This window comes from Streptomyces yongxingensis, assembly GCF_055597465.1.
The window spans coordinates 5,011,968-5,031,253 of the sequence record NZ_CM145717.1 but is presented as its reverse complement, the minus strand read 5'-3'; the positions used below and the strand labels follow the sequence as shown (position 1 = coordinate 5,031,253).

At 72.1% G+C, this 19,286-nt stretch carries 19 protein-coding genes; 14 read left to right on the top strand and 5 right to left on the bottom strand.

Going from position 1 to position 19,286, the window contains the following annotated elements; all coding sequences use genetic code 11:
• The first annotated feature begins 85 nt into the window (after nucleotides 1-85).
• The 7 genes from rplQ (at nucleotide 86) to ACZ6TD_RS21255 (ending at nucleotide 5,700) form a co-directional block, all read left to right on the top strand.
• Nucleotides 86-601 (top strand): 50S ribosomal protein L17, encoded by a 516-nt coding sequence (gene rplQ / locus ACZ6TD_RS21285; RefSeq protein ID WP_471356322.1) that lies wholly within the window; start codon nucleotides 86-88, stop codon nucleotides 599-601.
• A gap of 85 nt (nucleotides 602-686) precedes the next feature.
• Complete coding sequence (gene truA / locus ACZ6TD_RS21280; protein WP_471356319.1) at nucleotides 687-1,553, top strand: tRNA pseudouridine(38-40) synthase TruA; 867 nt, start codon at nucleotides 687-689, stop codon at nucleotides 1,551-1,553.
• A 177-nt stretch (nucleotides 1,554-1,730) separates the two neighbouring features.
• Entirely contained in the window at nucleotides 1,731-2,609 is an 879-nt protein-coding gene (locus ACZ6TD_RS21275; protein WP_471356317.1) for an STAS domain-containing protein, read from the top strand.
• Nucleotides 2,606-3,016, top strand: a complete 411-nt coding sequence (locus tag ACZ6TD_RS21270; protein ID WP_198269279.1) for an STAS domain-containing protein — start codon at nucleotides 2,606-2,608, stop codon at nucleotides 3,014-3,016. Before ACZ6TD_RS21275 ends, ACZ6TD_RS21270 begins: the two co-directional genes overlap by 4 nt.
• Nucleotides 3,000-3,479, top strand: a complete 480-nt coding sequence (locus tag ACZ6TD_RS21265) for an ATP-binding protein (protein WP_471356314.1) — start codon at nucleotides 3,000-3,002, stop codon at nucleotides 3,477-3,479. Before ACZ6TD_RS21270 ends, ACZ6TD_RS21265 begins: the two co-directional genes overlap by 17 nt.
• A complete protein-coding gene (locus ACZ6TD_RS21260; RefSeq protein WP_471356312.1) occupies nucleotides 3,476-4,495 on the top strand; it encodes a SpoIIE family protein phosphatase in 1,020 nt (339 codons plus the stop codon). The genes ACZ6TD_RS21265 and ACZ6TD_RS21260 overlap by 4 nt, the downstream gene beginning before the upstream one ends.
• Complete coding sequence (locus ACZ6TD_RS21255; RefSeq protein ID WP_471356310.1) at nucleotides 4,492-5,700, top strand: PP2C family protein-serine/threonine phosphatase; 1,209 nt, start codon at nucleotides 4,492-4,494, stop codon at nucleotides 5,698-5,700. Before ACZ6TD_RS21260 ends, ACZ6TD_RS21255 begins: the two co-directional genes overlap by 4 nt.
• Here ACZ6TD_RS21255 and ACZ6TD_RS21250 read toward each other — a convergent pair.
• Nucleotides 5,694-6,230, bottom strand: coding sequence for a hypothetical protein (locus ACZ6TD_RS21250; RefSeq protein ID WP_471356308.1), 537 nt, complete (start codon nucleotides 6,228-6,230; stop codon nucleotides 5,694-5,696). The genes ACZ6TD_RS21255 and ACZ6TD_RS21250 overlap by 7 nt on opposite strands.
• Before the next feature lie 98 nt (nucleotides 6,231-6,328).
• Entirely contained in the window at nucleotides 6,329-8,428 is a 2,100-nt protein-coding gene (locus ACZ6TD_RS21245; protein ID WP_471356305.1) for a glycosyltransferase, read from the bottom strand.
• A gap of 307 nt (nucleotides 8,429-8,735) precedes the next feature.
• Between ACZ6TD_RS21245 and ACZ6TD_RS21240 the strand changes: the two genes are divergently transcribed.
• Nucleotides 8,736-9,527, top strand: coding sequence for a hypothetical protein (locus tag ACZ6TD_RS21240; RefSeq protein WP_471356302.1), 792 nt, complete (start codon nucleotides 8,736-8,738; stop codon nucleotides 9,525-9,527).
• Between the two features lie 351 nt (nucleotides 9,528-9,878).
• Here the strand turns inward: ACZ6TD_RS21240 and ACZ6TD_RS21235 are convergent, their stop codons facing one another.
• A complete protein-coding gene (locus ACZ6TD_RS21235) occupies nucleotides 9,879-10,742 on the bottom strand; it encodes a hypothetical protein (protein WP_471356300.1) in 864 nt (287 codons plus the stop codon).
• A 467-nt stretch (nucleotides 10,743-11,209) separates the two neighbouring features.
• Here ACZ6TD_RS21235 and rplM point away from each other — a divergent pair, with 467 nt between their 5' ends.
• The 3 genes from rplM (at nucleotide 11,210) to glmM (ending at nucleotide 13,697) form a co-directional block, all read left to right on the top strand.
• Nucleotides 11,210-11,653, top strand: coding sequence for a 50S ribosomal protein L13 (rplM, locus tag ACZ6TD_RS21230; protein ID WP_020869230.1), 444 nt, complete (start codon nucleotides 11,210-11,212; stop codon nucleotides 11,651-11,653).
• Nucleotides 11,654-11,694: 41 nt separating this feature from the next.
• Nucleotides 11,695-12,198 (top strand): 30S ribosomal protein S9, encoded by a 504-nt coding sequence (gene rpsI, locus ACZ6TD_RS21225; protein WP_037952927.1) that lies wholly within the window; start codon nucleotides 11,695-11,697, stop codon nucleotides 12,196-12,198.
• A 140-nt stretch (nucleotides 12,199-12,338) separates the two neighbouring features.
• Nucleotides 12,339-13,697 carry a phosphoglucosamine mutase gene (gene glmM, locus ACZ6TD_RS21220; RefSeq protein ID WP_471356296.1) on the top strand — a complete coding sequence of 453 codons (1,359 nt, stop codon included), beginning with the start codon at nucleotides 12,339-12,341 and terminating at the stop codon, nucleotides 13,695-13,697.
• A gap of 302 nt (nucleotides 13,698-13,999) precedes the next feature.
• Here glmM and ACZ6TD_RS21215 read toward each other — a convergent pair whose 3' ends face one another.
• A complete protein-coding gene (locus ACZ6TD_RS21215) occupies nucleotides 14,000-14,920 on the bottom strand; it encodes a DUF389 domain-containing protein (RefSeq protein WP_471356293.1) in 921 nt (306 codons plus the stop codon).
• 14 nt (nucleotides 14,921-14,934) lie between these two features.
• Nucleotides 14,935-15,945, bottom strand: a complete 1,011-nt coding sequence (coaA, locus tag ACZ6TD_RS21210) for a type I pantothenate kinase (RefSeq protein WP_471356291.1) — start codon at nucleotides 15,943-15,945, stop codon at nucleotides 14,935-14,937.
• A 95-nt stretch (nucleotides 15,946-16,040) separates the two neighbouring features.
• On the opposite strand from coaA, the gene glmS reads away from it, so the two are divergent.
• From glmS to ACZ6TD_RS21195, 3 genes are all read left to right on the top strand, one after another.
• The gene (gene glmS, locus ACZ6TD_RS21205) at nucleotides 16,041-17,888 is read left to right on the top strand and encodes a glutamine--fructose-6-phosphate transaminase (isomerizing) (protein WP_471356288.1); all 1,848 of its coding nucleotides are present in this window, start codon (nucleotides 16,041-16,043) and stop codon (nucleotides 17,886-17,888) included.
• A 28-nt stretch (nucleotides 17,889-17,916) separates the two neighbouring features.
• Nucleotides 17,917-18,285: a holo-ACP synthase gene (locus ACZ6TD_RS21200; RefSeq protein WP_044571618.1), complete on the top strand. Its 369-nt coding sequence runs from the start codon at nucleotides 17,917-17,919 to the stop codon at nucleotides 18,283-18,285.
• A 405-nt stretch (nucleotides 18,286-18,690) separates the two neighbouring features.
• Nucleotides 18,691-19,266, top strand: a complete 576-nt coding sequence (locus tag ACZ6TD_RS21195) for a GNAT family N-acetyltransferase (protein ID WP_471356286.1) — start codon at nucleotides 18,691-18,693, stop codon at nucleotides 19,264-19,266.
• Nucleotides 19,267-19,286: the final 20 nt, after the last annotated feature.

Below are 19,286 nucleotides of genomic sequence, written 5' to 3'. Positions count from 1 at the left end.
TTGTCCTCAATCGCCGGACGGGCTGGATTTTGTTCACTGACACCGGTACCTGATACGGCCGGTGCAGACATCGAGGAGATACACCATGCCGAAGCCCACCAAGGGCGCCCGTCTGGGCGGCAGCGCCGCGCACGAGCGGCTCCTGCTGGCGAACCTCGCCACCGCGCTGTTCGAGCACGGCCGGATCACCACCACCGAGGCGAAGGCCCGCCGCCTGCGCCCGGTCGCGGAGAAGCTGGTCACCAAGGCGAAGAAGGGCGACCTTCACAACCGCCGTCTGGTGCTCCAGACCATCCGCGACAAGAGCGTCGTGCACACCCTCTTCACCGAGATCGGGCCGCGCTACGAGAACCGGCCGGGTGGCTACACCCGCATCACCAAGATCGGTAACCGCCGGGGCGACAACGCCCCGATGGCGGTCATCGAGCTGGTCGAGGCGCTGACCGTGCAGCAGGAGGCGGTCGGCGAGGCCGAGGCCGCCACCAAGCGCACCGCCAAGGACGCTGCCGGTGACCAGGCCGTCGCGGACCTCAAGAAGGAGACCCCGGCTGCCGAGGCTCCGGCCGAGGCCGCCGAGGCCGAGGAGTCGAAGGACGCCTGAGGCGTCTGATCGGCTTTCGTCGTACGGACGGGCCCGCCCCCAGATCCTGGGAGCGGGCCCGTTCCGCATGGAGAGGAACGGTTGGGTGAGTGACGAGGCGGCGCCCGGTTTCGTACGGGTCCGGCTGGATCTGAGTTACGACGGCAAGGACTTCTCGGGCTGGGCCAGGCAGCGCGAGCGGCGCACCGTACAGGGCGAGCTGGAGAGCGCGCTGCGGACGGTGACGCGCTCCGCGGAGACCTTCGAGCTGACCGTCGCGGGCCGCACCGACGCGGGGGTCCACGCCCGCGGTCAGGTGGCGCACGTGGATCTGCCCGAGGAGCTGTGGGCCGAGCACCGGGACAAGCTGCTGCGGCGGCTGGCCGGCCGGCTGCCCCATGACGTACGGGTCTGGAAGGTCGCCGAGGCCCCCTCCGGGTTCAACGCCCGCTTCTCCGCGATCTGGCGGCGCTACGCCTACCGGGTCACCGACCACCCCGGCGGGGCCGACCCGCTGCTGCGCGGCCATGTGCTGTGGCACGACTGGCCGCTGGACGTGGACGCCATGAACGCGGCCTCGACACGACTCCTGGGCGAGCACGACTTCGCCGCGTACTGCAAGAAGCGCGACGGCGCCACCACGATCCGTACCCTCCAGCGGCTGGACTGGGTGCGCGGGGCGGACGGCGTGATCACGGCCACGGTGCGGGCGGACGCCTTCTGCCACAACATGGTGCGCTCGCTGGTGGGCGCCCTGCTCTTCGTCGGCGACGGCCACCGTCCCCCGGACTGGCCCGCCAAGGTGCTCTCCGCCGGGCTGCGCGACTCCGCCGTCCATGTCGTACGCCCCCATGGCCTGACCCTGGAAGAGGTCGGCTACCCGGCCGACGACCAACTCGCGGCCCGTAACCGGGAGTCCCGCAACAAGCGCTCTCTGCCGGGCGCGACGGCGATCGGCTCCGGCTGCTGCTGAAGCCTGGGTGGGTGTGGGCGGGCGATCACCGGGTACTCGCTACGCGCATCGTGCGCCAACGGCGGGCGAGAACAGGTCACGGCGGGGCGGCGATCGGCATGATGCGGCTTCCGGGTCCCCCGGAAGATCGATAAAATTTGCCAACCGACAACGGTCGCCGACCGCGAAGGGAACCGCGTGAGTACCAGCGAGGCCGCTGTGCGAGAGCGCCTGACCAGGGCGCTTCATGAACGCGGAGAGGAGATCGCCGATCGCTGGGTCGAGCTGCAGATGGAGCAGGCCCTGCTCGACACCGACATCGGGGAGGCCGAACTCCGCGAGGAGGCCGACGCCTTGATCGAGGCGCTGATCCCGGGCCTGCGGAGCGGTGTGCCGGTGGACCGTGTGGTGACCTCCACGCCGGTGCTGCACGAGGCCGTGGTCGGGCTGTCGCTGCGCCGGGCGCGGGCCGGGGCCACGCCGACGGCGACCTCGCTCGCGGTGCTGGCGCTCAAGGAGGCGCTGCTGAAGGCGGTGCAGCGGGACACCCGGGACGCCGAGGAGCTGTTCGCCTCGGCCGTCTTCATGAACCGGCTGCTCGATGTGGCCGGGGCGCTGTCCTTCGAGACGTATGTGGAGGGCCGGGAGGAGATCATCCACCGGCAGAGCCAGCAACTGATGGAGCAGTCGACGCCGGTGGTGCGGCTGTGGCGGCAGGTGCTGGCCGTGCCGCTGATCGGAACTCTGGACACCGCCCGGACCCAGGTGGTGATGGAGAATCTGCTCCAGGCCATCCAGGACCACGAGGCGCTGGTCGCGATCGTCGACATCACGGGTGTGCCGACGGTGGACACCGCCGTCGCCCAGCACTTGATGCAGACCGTCAACGCGGTGCGGCTGATGGGCGCGGACTGTGTGATCAGCGGGGTGCGCCCCTCGATCGCCCAGACCATCGCCCAGCTCGGCATCGATCTGTCCACCATCCTCACGCGGGCGACGCTGGCCGACGCGCTGGCCGCCGCGATCAAGCTGATCGACGGGCCCGGGCCCGACGGTGACGAAGGAGACGGCCGGTGACCGGTCAGCCCCAGCCCGGCGTTCCGATTCTGCGACTGGGAGACGTCCTGGTCACCGGCCTGCTCAATGAGCTCGACGACCGGACCGCCATCGCCTTCACCGAGGAGTTGACCGAGCGGATCTCGGCCGAGGGCGCCCGTGGGGTGCTCATCGACATCTCCCGGCTGGAGGTCATCGACTCCTTCGTGGCCCGGACGCTGATGGAACTGACCACGGTGGCCCGGTTGCTGGGAGCGCGGGTGATCGTGGCCGGGATGCGACCGCCGGTGGCGATCACCCTGGTCGAGCTGGGGATCGAGCTCGTCGGTGTGGAGACCGCCCTCAACCCGGAGCAGGGCATGGCCGCGCTGGGGTGGCGTCAGGCCCCGCAGCCCCTGGAAGGGGCCCGACGTGGCACTGCCCGGTGAATTCACCCTCGCCTCCCGCGGGGCCAAGAGGCCCGGGCGGGCGGAGAACCGACGCCCGCCCACGCCGGCCACGTATCCGGTGCGCACGGAGGAGGACCTGCTGACGGTCCGCCATGCGGTGCGCGCGGCCACCGTCGAGGTGGGCTTCGGCCTGGTGGACCAGACCCGGGTGGTCACGGCCGCCAGCGAGCTCGCCCGTAACGCCTACGTCCACGGGCGCGGCGGCACGGTGACGCTCGAGTATCCGCGCGAGCCCGGCGGACGGCGGGGGCTGCGGCTGACCGTGAAGGACGAGGGGCCGGGGATCGCGGACCTCGACGCGGCGCTCACCGACGGCTTCACCACCGGCGGGGGCCTGGGCCATGGGCTGGGTGGCGCCCGTCGGCTGATGGACGAGTTCACGGTGCGCACCGGCCCGGGGGAGGGCACGGTGGTGGTCGTCACCCGCTGGACGTCCCGGTGATCCATACGTTCACGGCGCCCACCGTCCAGGTGCGCGTCGACCACCGCAGCGCCGTGCGGCTGGCCGCCGAGGCGGCGCGTGGGGTGGCCCGGGAGTGCGAGCTGCCGGGAGCACTGCCCGACCAGGCGGCGGTGATCGCCTCGGAGCTGGCGACCAACCTGGACAAGCACGCCAGCGACGGCACGCTCTACGTCCAGCCGCTGCCGCTCGGCCACGGGGTGGAGATCCTCGCCGCCGACCGCGGCCCGGGTATGCACGACCCCGAGCGCTGTCTGGCGGACGGCTACACCACCTCCGGAACGCTGGGGGTCGGGCTCGGCGCCGTCAAGCGGATGGCGACCCACTTCAGCATGCGCAGCGCCGGTGGCGCCCACACCGGCACCTGGGCCTGCGCCCGCCTCACCGCGCCGGGCGAGCAGCGGCCGGAGTGGCAGGGGGTGGGCGCGGTCTGTCTGCCCGCCGAGGGGGAGGAGGGCTGTGGCGACGGCCGCGCGATCGTCGACACGGACTCCGCCCGCACCGCGGTCGTCCTGGACGGGCTGGGCCACGGCCGGCCCGCTGCCGAGGCGGCCCAGGCGGCGCTGTGGAGTTTCCACGCCGACCCCGACCGGCCGCTGCCGGAGGTGCTCACCCGGATGAACCGGGCCCTGCGGCACACCCGCGGGGCCGCCGTGGGCGTGCTGCGGCTGTACCCCGAGCACGCCGACTACTGCGGCATCGGCAACATCCGCGCCCTCGCCGTGACCCACGACAGCGTTCGGCACCGGCTGACCGGGCAGCCCGGTATCGTCGGCTGGGGGATGCCCACCCCCCGCGTCCACGACTTTCCGCTGCCTCATGGCGGTACGGCGGTGCTGCACAGTGACGGTATCGACGCCCGCTGGTCGCTCGACCCGCCGCCGTCCGTGCTCCGCCTCCCGCCGCCCTTGCTGTCCGCCGCACTCGCCCATGGCCATCGCCGCGTCCGCGACGACGCCACGGTGCTCGCGGCCAGGTCCCCCTTAAGGCTTCCATGACGAAGAGGAACCTCATCTGCGCCACGACGGCGGGGCTCAGCCGGGCCGTTCGGGCGCTGGCCCGGGAGCACGCCCTGGACCCCGCGGTCCGGGCGCGCCTTGTGCTGGCCGCCGCCGAGGCCGCCGGGGCGGCGCTGCGCGCCGGGCGGGAGACGGGCCTCGAGTGGCGTTACGACCCGGACGAGGGGCTGCTCACGGTGGTGCTGCGGACCCCGGGCGATACGGGCCCGGTGGCGGCGGATCTCCCGATGGCCCCCGACGCGGTGACCGAGGGCGAGGTGGTCTGGCGCCTCCCGGCGTCACTGCCATCGGACGCCGCGGACGAGGCGCCCGACGAGGACACCCTCGCCGCGGAGGAGCTGCGCGCCGTCGTGGCCGCCGCCGACGCGCTCACCTCCGAGCACCGCCGCCTCAACGATGAACTCGCCGAGACCAACAGCGGGGTGCTCGCGCTCTACGTCCAGCTCGACGAGCGGGACAAGCAGGTGCGCACCGCGCACGGCCAGACCCTGCGGGAGCTGGAGGACGCGCTGCGCCCGCCGCCCATCAAGGCCGACGGTCTCGAACTCGCCGTGCACTACGAACCGGCCGGCACCGACGCGCCGACCGGCGGGGATCTGTACGACTGGTTCGTGCTGCCCGACGGCACCGTCCACATCACCATCGTGGACGCCCTGGGCCATGGGGTGACCAGTACGCGCAGCGCGCTCAACGTCACCCACGCGGTGCGCACCCTGGCCCTGGAGGGCCACCGGCTCGAGTCGATCGTGGCCCGCACCGACGAGATCCTGCGCCCCTTCGACCGGTCCGTGATGGCCACCGTGCAGCTCGCCCGGATCGATCCGGCCACCGGTGAGCTGTGGCTGGCCAATGGGAGCCATCCGCCCGCGCTGCTGCTGCGCCGCGACGGGGCGGTCCGGTATCTGGAGGCCCGGGGGCGCGGAATCGGCTTTCCGCTGCCCGGCAGCGAGACCCCGCTGACCGAGCGGCTGGCCCCCGGGGACCTCCTCCTGCTCTACACCGACGGGCTCACCGAGAGCCGCCGGGACCCGATCGAGGGCGAGAAGCGCCTGGTCGAGGCCGCGCACAAGCATCTGCGGAGCCCGATAGAGGAGGTCCCCGGCGCCATCGCGGAGGATATGCACACGGTGATCCTGCATCCGGATGACACCCTCGCGCTGGCGGTGCGGCTCACCGGTCAGTGATCGGCGGCCGGGCCGAGGCGCTGCCGCGGGACCCGGCCCCGTCGGCGGTCCCGCTGACGGGGGACCGGAGGCGGGAGCGGGCGCTCGTCGTGCGGCTGGGCGCGGACCAACTGCTCGAACAGGGGACGCGCCGCGACCAGCGCTTCCCGCATCCGCTCCGTGGCCGCCTCGGCGGCCTCGTCGTCGTTCACCCGCGCCGCCATGGCGTGCAGCCGGCGGTAGCCGTCGATCTCCTCGGGGTGACGGATGGACAGCGCGTCCATCCGCTTCTCCTCGGACTCGGCCGGATAGCCGCGGTCGACGGCCAACGCGCCCAGCAGCCGGTCGGCTTCGCGCAGGGCCCATCCGGGGGAGTCCACGAACCGCTCCTGCAGGCCCGCCCACCGCGCCGCGTACTGCTCCCGGCTTTCCGAGGGCAGGCTTCGGACCGGCAGGTCGCCCTTGCGGCCCTGCCGCACCGAGGGGGCGATCACAAGGCCGGCCATGGCGGCCAGCGCCGCCAGCAGGATGATGAGCGTGACTGTTGACATCGCTGTGCCTTCCGCAGAGATTTCCTCGCTCGAGGCTGGTATCACGGAGTGTTACCGGCGATCTCGGCGGCAAACACGGCACTTTTGGACCGAGTTCCTCAATTCCCTGTGGTGATACAGGTGATGGCGAGGTCACCGGTGCGGGTGAGGTGGGGTCGGACACCGTGAGTGATCGGAAAGAGGTCCGTCTTATCGCGGTCCACGATGTCGCCGACGATGCGTCCGAGCCGGATCGGGGTCCCGCCCCCGGCGGACTTATGGAGCGTCAGCGTCCACCCGGCGGCGCCCCCTTCGCCGTCACGGGCCTCCCGGATCCGCTCGTAGGGAACGGTGAAGCGGAACCGGCCGCCGTCGAGCGCCGTGACCCCGGTGAGGAACGGGCGGGCCGGACCCTTGGACGGGGTGGCCACCGCGGTCGGGGCGGCGTCGGGCCCGAAGCGCGCCCCGTGCAGGGTGCCTTCGACGGCGAGCCCCTCGGCGTCCAGGCGGATCACCCGGGCCTCGGCGTGGGCCGGGCGCCGCCAGGCGCGCAGCGCGAGATAGCCGTCGACGGTGGGGTAGGGGATCCACCAGGCGAAGGGGGAGCCGGGCAGCGGCTCCAGGTCCAGCAGCCCGCGCCCCTCGGCGAAGCGGCAGCCGACCCGGCGGCGGACGCCGTCGGAGGGGCGGACCACATGCAGGTCCCAGCGGCCCTCGGCGAGGTCGAGTGTCGCGCGGTCCAGCGTGGCCGTCCAGGGCGCGGACGGCGCGGCGCCGACCGGGGGCAGCAGCGGTACGCGGAACGGGGGCTCGTCGCTCTTGCGGCGGGTGACGGTCAGTTCGAGGCCGCCGCCGTGCAGACCGGCGGGCTCCAGCAGCACCGACAGATTGCCCTCGGGGGTGACCCGGCAGGACGCGACGGGCCGCAGGGGCTTGCGGATGAGCTGCTTGACCGCGTCCTTGAGGGTGCCGGTCAGCGGCGCTCCGGCCGGTCGGCCCCGCAACGGCGCGGCCGTACGGCGCCGGTGGGCCGGGGCCGCGGTGCCACGGGCGGTGTGGAGCTCCTCGATGAGCTGTTCGTAGGCGGCCGCCACGCGCTCGGGTGCGTACCGCCGCGCCGCGATCCGGGCCGCCTCGCCCATCGAGCGGCGCAGTTCGTCGTCCTCGATCAGGGTCAGCAGCCCCTTGGCGATCCCGTCCGCGTCGCCCACCGGCACCAGCAGTCCGTCCCGGCCATTGGTGATGATCTCGCCCGGACCGTGCGGGCAGTCGGTGGCGACCACGGGCACCCCGCAGTGCATCGCCTCGACGATCGTCATGCCGAACGACTCCTCGCGGGAGGTGACGGCGGCGATCGCGCCCTTGGCCCACTCGGTCTCGATGGGGGAGTGGGCGCCCATCAGGGTGATGTGACCGGCCAGCCCGAGCTCGTCGATCTGGCGGCGCAGCGCGGGGAGCTGGGGGCCGCGGCCGTAGATGCGCAACCGCCAGTCGGGGTGTTTGGCGGCCACCGTCTCCCAGGCGGCCACCAGCAGGTCGTAGCGCTTGACGGGGATCAGCCGGCCCGCGGCCACGACGAGTTTGGCGCGGCCGTCGGAGGGCTCGATCCCGGTGGCGGGCACCCCGTTGGGCAGGGCGGTCAGCCGGGTGGTGACACCGGGGAGGTGAGCCCGGTGGGTGGCCGCGTCGGCCTCGGAGACCGAGGTGTACGCGTCGAGGTGGGGGATGGCGGCGTCGCAGGCGGCGCGGATCTCGGCGCGGTGGGTGCCGTAGAGGCGGTGCTCCTGGCCGATCCGCAGGAAGCGGCCGGTGCGGCCGAGTGCGGCGAGATAGATGACCAGGCCGGGGCGGGTGGCGATGACGACATCGGCGTCGGTGCGGTCGAGGTACTCGGCGACGCGCTCGTCGGTGAGCGCGTTGAAGTTGGTGGTGCCCCTGGCCTCGGCGGCGGGGATGTGAGCGCTGGGCCGGGTCAGCAGCGGATGGCCGAGGTCGGCGGCGCGGCGCCCGGCGTGGGTCGCGTCTTCGTCGGGCCGCAGGTCGATCAGGGGGCTGAGCCGCACGGCGGGATGGAGGGGGAGGTTCGGGGCATCGATGGTGCGGATCAGGGAGACGATCTCCACCGTGTGGTGGGCGGCGAGCGCCCCGGCCACATTGAAGGTCGACCGGATGGTGCCGCCGATGCCATAGGCATTGTGGAGCAGGAAAGAAATCTTCATGGTGATGTACGCGCGGCGGTCCTGAACTGCCGCGACGTGCCCTCCCCTCCGAGGCCGTGCTTCGTTCTGGCTCCGAACCAGGCTCCATTACGCCGATATGGGGCCGGTGTGATGCCGGTATGGAGTCAGTAAGGACCGATTCGGTCGGTAAGACTGGCTGGGGACGCGAAGGTTGCTTATGCACATGGTGATATGGGATCCACCACATTCGGGAAAGGGATTACAACCTTCCCCGGGTTCTGGGAGTCTGCGGGGTGTCCGTGCGGTGACCGTACGGGCCCGACACTGACCAGGGGTGGACAGAGAAATGAACGAGTCCGGTGTGAAGCGGACCGTGGGCGCGGCCATCGCGGTAGTGGCGGCGTTGGGGCTGATGACCGGATGCGGCAGCGACTCCGGCGACGGCAAGGCGGACGGCGCCAAGCAGACGGGCAGCGCCGAGCAGGGCGACGGCGCTTCGCGGGAGGACCAGGCCGCGAGCTCCGACCCGGCCGCGAAGCCGCTGTCCGCGTCCGCCCTGGAGCGGGCCGCCCTGACCAATGGCGAGGTCAAGGGGCTCGAGGTGCAGAAGATGACGGACAAGGAGGTCAGCGAGGGCGGCTCGGCCAAGACCGGGAAGGCCGCGTGCCAGCCGATGGCGGCGCTGATGGGGACCCGGTACGAACCGGCGCCCAAGGCCAGCGTCCACCGCGCCTACGCCACCGACCTCACCAAGGCGAAGGCCGGCGGCGCCGGCCTGATCCGCATCTCCTCCTACGGACCGGGCGACGCCGAGCGCACGGTGAAGGACCTGCGCGAGGCCGTCACCGCCTGCCGGGGCGGATTCCCGGCCGAGGACGGCTCGGGCGAGAAGGCGGACGTCAAGAAGGTGACACCGCTGGACGCGCCGAAGGCCGGCGACGAGGCGGTGTCCTTCAGCCTGCATGACGCGGGCAAGGAGAAGGCCGTCATCAAGTTCACGGTCGTGCGGACCGGGCCACAGGTGACGGTGTTCTTCGGGGTGAACATCGCGGACCCGGCGAAGTCCGAGATCCCGGCCGCGCTGGTGAACGCCCAGGTGGCGAAGGTGGAGAAGGCCACGAAGGGCGCCGCGTCTTAAGCCCGGCGGCCCGGCCCCGGTTGGCGGCCCGGACTACGGTCGGCTCCGCCACGTGGCAGGGGCTTCACCCCTGGGCCCCGGGGGCCCAGGGCGGAGGCCCGGTTCCGGGGTCTGGGGCCGAGGCCCCCACGCGGCGGCTCCGCATCGTCGACGCTTTCCCCTCCGCGCCCCTTCCCGAAGGGGCGATAGGCGGCTCCGCCGCGTGGTAGGGGCTTCGCCCCCGGGACCCCGGGGGCCGCGGGCGAAGCCCCGGTTTCGGGGTCTGGGGCGGAGCCCCGGCCGGGAAGGGGCGGGGAGGGGAGCAGCCCGCCGCAGGCGTCACGATCCGTCGACACCCCTGGTCGGTGGCGGCTAGTCGGTGGTGGCGGCTGAGGCGGCCTCCGCCGACGCCTGGGCGCTGCCCCGGGCCAGGATCCGGCGGAAGGTGTAGTCGGCCACATCGCGACCGGCCTGGAGGGTGGCGGTGTCCGACGACGTGACCGCCTTCCCCGACGTATAGCCGGAGATCGTGAAGTAGGCGTACCGCCCGATCGCGTTCGCCGAGCTCTGGCAGGCCGTCCGGCGGCAGAAGACCGGCACGCCCCCGCCCGAGAGCGAGGCGATGTTGGGCTTGTACCCGTCCTTGGCCTTCTCGGCCGCGGCCTTGCCGTCGAAGGCGGCGACACCGACCGTCACCGCGACGCCGTCCCGGGTGAAGGTGGCCCGCAGCAGCTTGCGGCAGCCGTTGTTCACCAGAACCGGGCCGAGCGCCCCCTGGGCGGCGGCCGCGCAACTGGTGGTGGAGGCGGACACCGCCTTGGTGTACGAGCGGTCGTCCTTCGCGGCGCGCTTGTCCGGGAACAGGCTGGCCGCGCTCAGCGGCGCCTTGTCCCGCCGGGCGCTGGAGATGATGTCCAGCGGCTTCGGCGGCGCGGGCGGGGCCACATCGGAGAAGGTGGGCTCGGGCGTCGCCGACTCGCTGGGCAGGTCCTGCGGGGTCGGCAGCCCACCGGCCGAATCGCCCCCACCGCTGTCCTTGTGACCGCTGCTGACCACGGCGGTGGCGACGATCGCGGCGACGGCGGCGGTCGCCAGGGCCCCGCCCCCGATGAAGAGCACCTTGCGGCGGCGGTTGCGCGCGGCGGACTGATCGGCGAGCGCCGCCCAGTCCGGCGTCGACGGCTGAGACGCCTGAGAACCCCCGGGCCCATAAGGCCCCCCTTGCCCAAAGCTCATGGCGCGCAGTTTAGACCGGCCGAGTGACAGCATGGACCCGCCGGCGGGTCCCTCTTCCGCCCCGCACCCACTCGGCCGCTGCCCCGGCCCGACCCGTTCCGCGACCGGACGCCCGGCGAAGCCCTCCCGGCGGCGGCCGGGACCCGGTGAGGCCCCGGGCTCGGCCGGGGCCCCGGCCCGGAATCGCCGGCCGCGGGCGGGCGTGAGGCGGCACGGGGGCGTTTTGACCCGGGTGGGGGCGGGCCGGTATTCTGCCAGTTCGTTATGCGTATTGGCTTGCTCGTTCTCACGTGAGAGGCCGTTACGCCGGTCCACCGGGCCGATGACCAGCGGCAAGCACTCGGCATGCGTCACCGAGGTGCGGCCACGGCTGTCGTGATCGTCCGGGTGGCCTTGTCCGGACCTGTCCTCCCGGCCCTCGCGGGCCCGGGGAGACTCCACTCACTGAAGAAGCGAAGGCTACGACCGTGCGTACGTACAGCCCCAAGCCCGGCGACGTTCAGCGTCAGTGGCATGTCATCGACGCCACCGACGTGGTTCTGGGCCGTCTGGCCACCCAGGCCGCCACCCTTTTGCGGGGCAAGCACAAGCCGGTGTACGCGCCGCATGTCGACGCTGGTGACTTCGTCATCATCATCAACGCCGACAAGGTGCACCTCTCCGGCAACAAGCGGACCCAGAAGATGGCGTACCGCCACTCCGGCTACCCGGGTGGTCTGCGCTCCATCCGTTATGACGAGCTGCTGGAGAAGAACCCGGAGAAGGCCGTCGAGAAGGCCATCAAGGGCATGCTCCCCAAGAACACCCTCGGCCGTCAGATGCTCTCGAAGCTGAAGGTGTACTCGGGCGACCAGCACCCGCACGCCGCTCAGCAGCCGGTTCCGTTCGAGATCACCCAGGTCGCGCAGTAGTCCCGGCCACCCCTTACGACGAAGAGAATCTGAGGAGCATCGTGGCCGAGACCACCGCCGAGACCCCCCTCGATGTCGAGGAGTACACCACCGAGAGCGTCGAGACGGTCGAGTCGGAGTACACCTCCGAGTCGCTCGCTTCCCGCTTCGGTGACCCGCAGCCTGCCGCCGGCACCGGGCGCCGCAAGAACGCCGTGGCGCGTGTCCGCATCGTGCCGGGCAGTGGGCAGTGGAAGATCAACGGGCGTACTCTCGAAGAGTACTTCCCCAACAAGGTTCACCAGCAGGAAGTCAACGAGCCCTTCAAGGTGCTCGAGCTGGACGACCGCTACGACGTCATCGCCCGCATCTCGGGCGGCGGCGTCTCCGGCCAGGCCGGGGCGCTGCGTCTGGGCATCGCCCGGGCGCTGAACGAGGCGGACGTGGACAACAACCGCGGCCCCCTCAAGAAGGCCGGCTTCCTGACCCGTGACGACCGCGCCACCGAGCGTAAGAAGGCCGGTCTGAAGAAGGCCCGCAAGGCGCCGCAGTACAGCAAGCGCTGACGTCCATCGCGGCACCGCTGCTTCACCCGAACGCCCCGGCGGCACCACCTGTGCCTCCGGGGCGTTCGGCTATCGCCACCGGGGGGCGTATACCTACAGGCAAGCTTCAGCCCCCCAGCTCGTAACTTCGGAGGACACCAGTGGGACGACTCTTCGGTACGGATGGTGTGCGCGGCGTCGCGAACGCCGATCTGACGGCTGAGATGGCGCTCGGCCTGTCGGTAGCGGCGGCGCATGTGCTCGCCGAGGCGGGAACCTTCGAGGGCCATCGGCCGGTGGCGGTGGTCGGACGGGATCCGCGAGCGTCCGGGGAGTTCCTGGAGGCGGCCGTGGTGGCGGGGCTGGCCAGCGCCGGGGTCGACGTGCTGCGGGTCGGCGTGCTGCCCACGCCGGCCGTCGCGCATCTGGCCGGGGCGCTGGACGCGGACCTCGGGGTCATGCTCTCCGCGAGCCACAATCCGATGCCCGACAACGGCATCAAGTTCTTCGCCCGCGGCGGCCACAAGCTGGCCGACGAGCTGGAGGACCGCATCGAGACCACCTACCGCGCCCACGCCTCGGGTGAGCCGTGGGACCGGCCGACGGGCACCGGGGTGGGCCGGGTCCGGGACTACGACGAGGGCTTCGACGCCTATGTGGCCCATCTGGTCGGCGTCCTCCCCAACCGGCTCGACGGCCTCAAGGTCGTCATCGACGGGGCGCACGGCGCGGCCGCCCGGGTCTCCCCGGAGGCGTTCGCGCGGGCCGGGGCCGAGGTCGTGACGATCGGCACCGACCCGGACGGGCTCAACATCAACGACGGCTACGGCTCCACCCACCTCGCCCGCCTCCAGGCGGCCGTCGTGGAGCACCGGGCGGACCTCGGCATCGCCCACGACGGGGACGCCGACCGCTGTCTCGCGGTGGACGCCGCGGGCCGCGAGGTCGACGGCGACCAGATCCTCGCCGTCCTGGCCCTGGCCATGCGCGAGGCGGGTGAGCTGCGCGGGGACACGGTGGTCGGCACCGTGATGTCCAACCTCGGCTTCAAGCTGGCCATGCGGCGGGAGGGCGTCGAGCTGGTCCAGACGGCGGTCGGGGACCGCTATGTGCTGGAGGAGATGAAGTCCCACGGCTACGCCCTGGGCGGCGAGCAGTCCGGGCACGTGATCGTCCTCGACCACGCCACCACGGGTGACGGCACGCTCACCGGCCTGCTGCTGGCGGCCCGCGTCGCCGCGACCGGCCGCACCCTGGCCGACCTCGCGGGCGTCATGGAGCGGCTGCCGCAGGTGCTGGTCAACGTCCCCGACGTGGACAAGTCCCGCGTCGCCTCCAGCGCGGATGTAGCCGCGGCCGTCGCCGAGGCCGAGCGCGAGCTGGGCGAGACCGGCCGGGTGCTGCTCCGCCCCTCGGGCACGGAGCCGCTGGTGCGGGTCATGGTCGAGGCCGCCGACATCGAGCAGGCCCGCTCGGTCGCCGGCCGCCTGGCGGACGCGGTGAAGTCGGCCCTGGGCTAAGCCCTCCGCGGGAAGCGGCGCGAGGTGCGGTCGTGCATCCGCGGCGGCGTCGTGGCTGGTCGCGCCCACGCGGCGGAGCCGCACAACGACACAGCCCCGCGCCCCTTCGGGGCGCGACCGAACCGCACCGGACTTCTCGCGCCGGATGGGCTGGAAAATCCAGCCCATCCGGCGACATCAAGCCCCTCCGGCGATTGAGGAGCGGGGTCCGGGGGCGGAGCCCCCGAAAGGGAGTCTGGGGCGGAGCCCCAGCGGGGTCCGGGGCCGGGCCCCGGTTTCGGGAAGGGGCGGGGTGGGGGAACCTACCCCCGCCGCCCCCACAACGCCTTCTGCGCCATCAGCGTCAGCGTCCCCGCCACCACGATCCCCACGAGGTTCAGCAGCAGCTGCTCCGTCGAGCCCCACATCTGGTCGATCTCGCCGTACCCGAGCGCCACCGCCGCGTTGGCCGCCGCCGGCACCGTGGTGACCGAGATCGCCACGCCCACCAGCGCGCCGGACTTCGCCGACGTCAGCGAGAGCGTCCCCGCGATCCCCGCGAGCACGGCGACCACGAACGAGAACATGTCCGGCTTCCAGATGAAGTCCGTGTTCGGCCGGGCGCGCTCCAGCATGTCCTTGCCGAAGAGACCCACCGCGTCCATCGCGATGCTGAAGCCGGTGGTCAGCGCCATCGCCGCCGCGAACCCGACCACAAGCGCGATCGCCGAACGGGCGGCCAGCCGCGGCGCGCGCCGCACCAGCGCGGTGCACAGCCCCGCCAGCGGCCCGAACTCCGGGCCGACCGCCATCGCACCGACGATCAGGATCGCGTTGTCCAGCACCACACCGCATGCCGCGATCATCGTCGCGATGACGAGGAAGGCGAGATAGGTGACCGAGAGCGTGGACTCCTCATGGGTGGCGTCCGCCAGGTGCTCCCACAGGACCGCGTCCGCGCCCTCGCCGGGGGCATCCTCCTCCGCCTTGTCGGCGCGCTTGGACAGCGACAGGTCGATGTTCTCCACCGCGATCGAACCGGCCTCGTCAAGACCCAGCTCACGCAGGTCGCCCAGCAGGGCGTCCCCGGCCTCGCGCGCCACGTCGCACATGACGACATCCCCCGCGGGGTCGCGGGCGGCGCCCGGCAGCACCACCAGGTGGGTGGCGCCGACCGTCTTCTCGATCGTGCGTACCACGTCCTCGGTGCGGTCGGCGGGGACGATCAACCTCAAGTGCAGCATTTACCCGACGCTCCTCACAGCTTGCGCAGGGACAGCCGCTGCACCTTGTGATCCGGCCCCTTGCGCAGCACGAGCGTGGCCCGCCCCCGCGTGGGCTGCACATTCTGCTTCAGATTGGGCTTGTTGATGGTCCGCCAGATCATCCGCCCGTAGTCCAGCGCCTCCTCCTCGGAGACCTGGGTGTACTTGCGGAAGTACGAGGACGGGTCCTGGAAGGCGGTCTCCCGCAGCTTCTTGAAGCGGCCCAGGTACCAGCGCTCGATGTCCTCGGTCCGGGCGTCCACGTAGACGCTGAAGTCGAAGAAGTCCGCGAGCCCCACCCGGGTCAGCCCGTCCTTCCCCGGCAGCGCGGGCTGCAGCACATTGAGCCCCTCGACGATGAGGATGTCGGGGCGGTGCACGGTCAGCCGCTCGTCCGGCACGATGTCGTAGATCAGGTGCGAGTAGACCGGCGCCGACACCTCCGCCCGGCCCGCCTTCACATCGGCGACGAAGCGGGTCAGCGCCCTGCGGTCGTAGCTCTCGGGGAACCCCTTGCGGGACATCAGCCCACGGCGCCGCAACTCGGCGTTGGGGTAGAGGAAGCCGTCCGTGGTGATCAGCTCCACCCGCGGATGCTCGGGCCAGCGCGCCAGCAGCGCCTGGAGCAGCCGCGCGGTGGTCGACTTGCCGACCGCGACGCTCCCCGCCACGCCGATCACGAACGGCGTACCGGGCTGGGCCCCGGTGCCCCGCTTGGTGTCGCCCAGGAAGGTGTTGAGCGCGCCGCGCAGATTGCCGGTGGCGGCCACGTAGAGGTTGAGCAGCCGGGACAGCGGCAGATAGACATCCCGCACCTCATCGAGGTCGATGACATCGCCGAGCCCCCGCAGCTTCTCGACCTCCTCGGCGGTCAGCGGCAGCGGCGTCTTGTCCCGCAGCGCACTCCACTCGGCGCGGGACAGATCCACATACGGAGTCGCCTCGCCGCCCCGCCGCTGCGGGCCGCGCTCGGTGCGCGCTTCGCGCGCGGTTGACGTGATCACCCCCTCATTGTCATGGCAGGGACCGGCCGAGTGAGCGGTGCCCCGGCGTGGGGTCGGTCACCCCGGGCCGGGGCCGGGGGTCGTACGCTGCGTCCATGTGCGGAATCGTTGGTTATGTGGGAGGGCAGCCGGCCCTCGATGTCGTCCTCGCCGGACTCAGGCGGCTGGAGTACCGCGGCTATGACTCGGCGGGCGTCGCCGTGCTGGCCGACGGTGGGCTGGCGGCGGCCAAGAAGGCGGGCAAGCTGGGCAACCTGGAGAAGGAGCTGGCTGACCGCCCGCTGCCCACCGGGGGCACCGGCATCGGCCACACCCGGTGGGCCACCCACGGCGGCCCGACCGATGCCAACGCCCATCCGCACCTGGACAACGCGGGCCGGGTCTCCGTCGTGCACAACGGCATCATCGAGAACTTCGCCGCGCTCCGCGCCGAGCTGGCCGAGCGCGGCCACGAGTTGGCCTCCGAGACCGACACCGAGGTCGTGGCGCATCTGCTCGCCGAGTCGTTCTCGTCCTGCGGCGACCTCGCCGAGGCCATGCGGCAGGTGTGCCGTCGGCTCGAGGGGGCCTTCACCCTGGTCGCGGTGCACGCGGACGCGCCCGATGTGGTGGTCGGGGCGCGCCGCAACTCGCCGCTGGTCGTCGGCGTCGGTGAGGAGGAGGCGTTCCTCGCCTCCGACGTCGCCGCCTTCATCGCCCACACCCGCGAGGCCATCGAGCTGGGCCAGGACCAGGTGGTGGAGGCCCGCCGGGACGGTGTGACCGTCACCGACTTCGAGGGGGCGCCGGCCGAGGTCCGCCCGTACCACGTGGACTGGGACGCCTCCGCCGCCGAGAAGGGCGGCTACGACTACTTCATGCTCAAGGAGATCGCCGAGCAGCCGAAGGCCGTCGCGGACACCCTGCTCGGCCGGATCGACCTGGCCGGGAACCTCTGCCTGGACGAGGTGCGCATCCCGGCCTCGGTGCTGCGCGAGGTCAGCAAGGTCGTGATCGTGGCGTGCGGCACCGCGTACCACGCGGGCATGATCGCCAAGTACGCCATCGAGCACTGGACCCGGATCCCCTGCGAGACGGAGCTGGCCAGCGAGTTCCGCTACCGCGACCCGATCCTGGACCAGCGGACGCTGGTGATCGCCATCTCGCAGTCCGGCGAGACCATGGACACCCTCATGGCGCTGCGGCACGCCCGTGAGCAGGGCGCGAAGGTGCTGGCCATCTGCAATACGAACGGCTCCACGATTCCGCGTGAGTCGGACGCGGTGCTCTACACCCACGCCGGTCCCGAGGTCGCCGTCGCCTCCACCAAGGCGTTCCTCACCCAGCTGGTGGCCTGCTACCTGGTGGCGTTGTACCTGGGCCAGGTGCGCGGCACCAAGTGGGGCGACGAGATCCTCTCCGTGATCCGCGAGCTGTCGGAGATCGCGACCCAGGTGGACGAGGTCCTGGAGACCATGGAGCCGGTACGGGAGCTGGCCCGCACCCTGGCCGCCAAGAACACGGTCCTCTTCCTCGGCCGCCACGTCGGCTTCCCCGTCGCCCTGGAGGGCGCGCTCAAGCTCAAGGAGCTCGCGTACATGCACGCCGAGGGCTTCGCGGCGGGCGAGCTCAAGCACGGGCCGATCGCGCTGATCGAGCAGGATGTGCCGGTCGTGGTGGTCGTACCGTCGCCGCGCGGGCGGTCGGTGCTCCACGACAAGATCGTCTCCAACATCCAGGAGATCCGGGCCCGGGGCGCCCGCACCATCGTGATCGCCGAGCGCGGCGACGAGACGGTGGCCCCGTACGCCGACCACCTCATCGAGATCCCCGCCACGCCCACGTTGCTGCAGCCGCTGGTCGCGACCGTGCCGCTGCAGGTCTTCGCGTGCGAGCTGGCGACGGCGCGCGGCAACGAGGTCGATCAGCCGAGGAACCTGGCGAAGTCGGTGACGGTCGAGTGAGCCGTCGAGTGGTCCCTCGGGTCACGCCGTGATCATCGGCGTCGGCATCGACGTCGCCGAGATCGACCGCTTCGACGACGCGCTGCGGCGCACTCCCGGGATGGCGGACCGCCTGTTCGTCGAGCGCGAGCTGTGGCTGCCGAGCGGGGAGCGCCGTGGCATGGCCTCCTTGGCCGCCCGCTTCGCGGCCAAGGAGGCGTTGGCCAAGTCCCTGGGCGCCCCCGGCGGCCTGCGCTGGACGGACGCCGAGATCCTCACCGAGCCGAGCGGCCGCCCCCGCCTCTCGGTCCGCGGCACGGTCGCCACGTGCGCGGAACGGCTGGGGGTGCGGGGCCTGCACGTCTCGCTGAGCCATGACGCGGGGGTCGCGTCGGCGGTGGTGATCGCGGAGGGGTGAGAGCGGGTGCGGGTGCGGGTGCGGGTGCCGGGGCTCCGCCCCCACGCCCCCGCCGGGGCTCCGCCCCGGACCCGCGCGGTCGCTCCGGTGACGGGTGTGGTGCGGTGCGTGGGTGGTGCGCCCGCTGTTCGTGGGGGGGGCCGGGGGCGGGGCCTCCGGGGCGGCGCCCTGGACCGTATATTTACGGCGCCATTGGCCGGGGACTTGCGTGGGCCGGAGATTGGCGCCACAAATACACGTAAGCGTCCAGGACACCACCCCTCCGACCCCACCCCCTCCCGCCTCGTTCGCGGCCATCCGCCGGTGGCCCCGGTCACCATTCGCCGCCGTCCTCGTCGTGGACAGGCAGTCGGCTGCGCAGGACGCCGTGGAGCGTATCCGCGAGACAACGAGAAGGGGCGACTGATGACGAGACCAGCGACGATCACGATTGAGCGCATGGACGGTGCGGCTGCGGCACGGGCCGAGGACGCGTTCACTCTGGTCTATGCCGAGGCGTTCGCCGAACCGCCCTACGACAAGACTTCGGACTCGGTCGACGCGAACTTCCGACGGTTTCGTTCTCAGGTCCGTAAGAAGACCTTCTCAGCCGCCCTCGCCCGCACGGGCGATGGTGAGCCGGTCGGCATTGCCTATGGCTATCCGCTGAGCCCGAGCACCGGCTGGTGGGACCGGCTCACCATACCGGTCAGCGATGAGCTGCGTCGTGAGGATGGACGACGGACATTCGGGCTCATGGAGCTTGCCGTACGGGCCCCGTGGCGCCGTTTGGGGGTGGCACGCCGGATGCACGAAGCGGTGCTCACCGACACAACGGCGGAGCGCGTCCTGCTCAACGCACGGCCGGACGTCGCTGCCGCGCAGGCCGCGTACCGGTCGTGGGGGTACCGCAAGGTGGGGGAGGCCCACCCCTGGGACGGCGCCGTCCTGCATGACGTGATGGTGCTCGAACTGGACGTGGCAGGCCGCTCCGGGCGCTGACGTCGCAGGACCGGCGACGC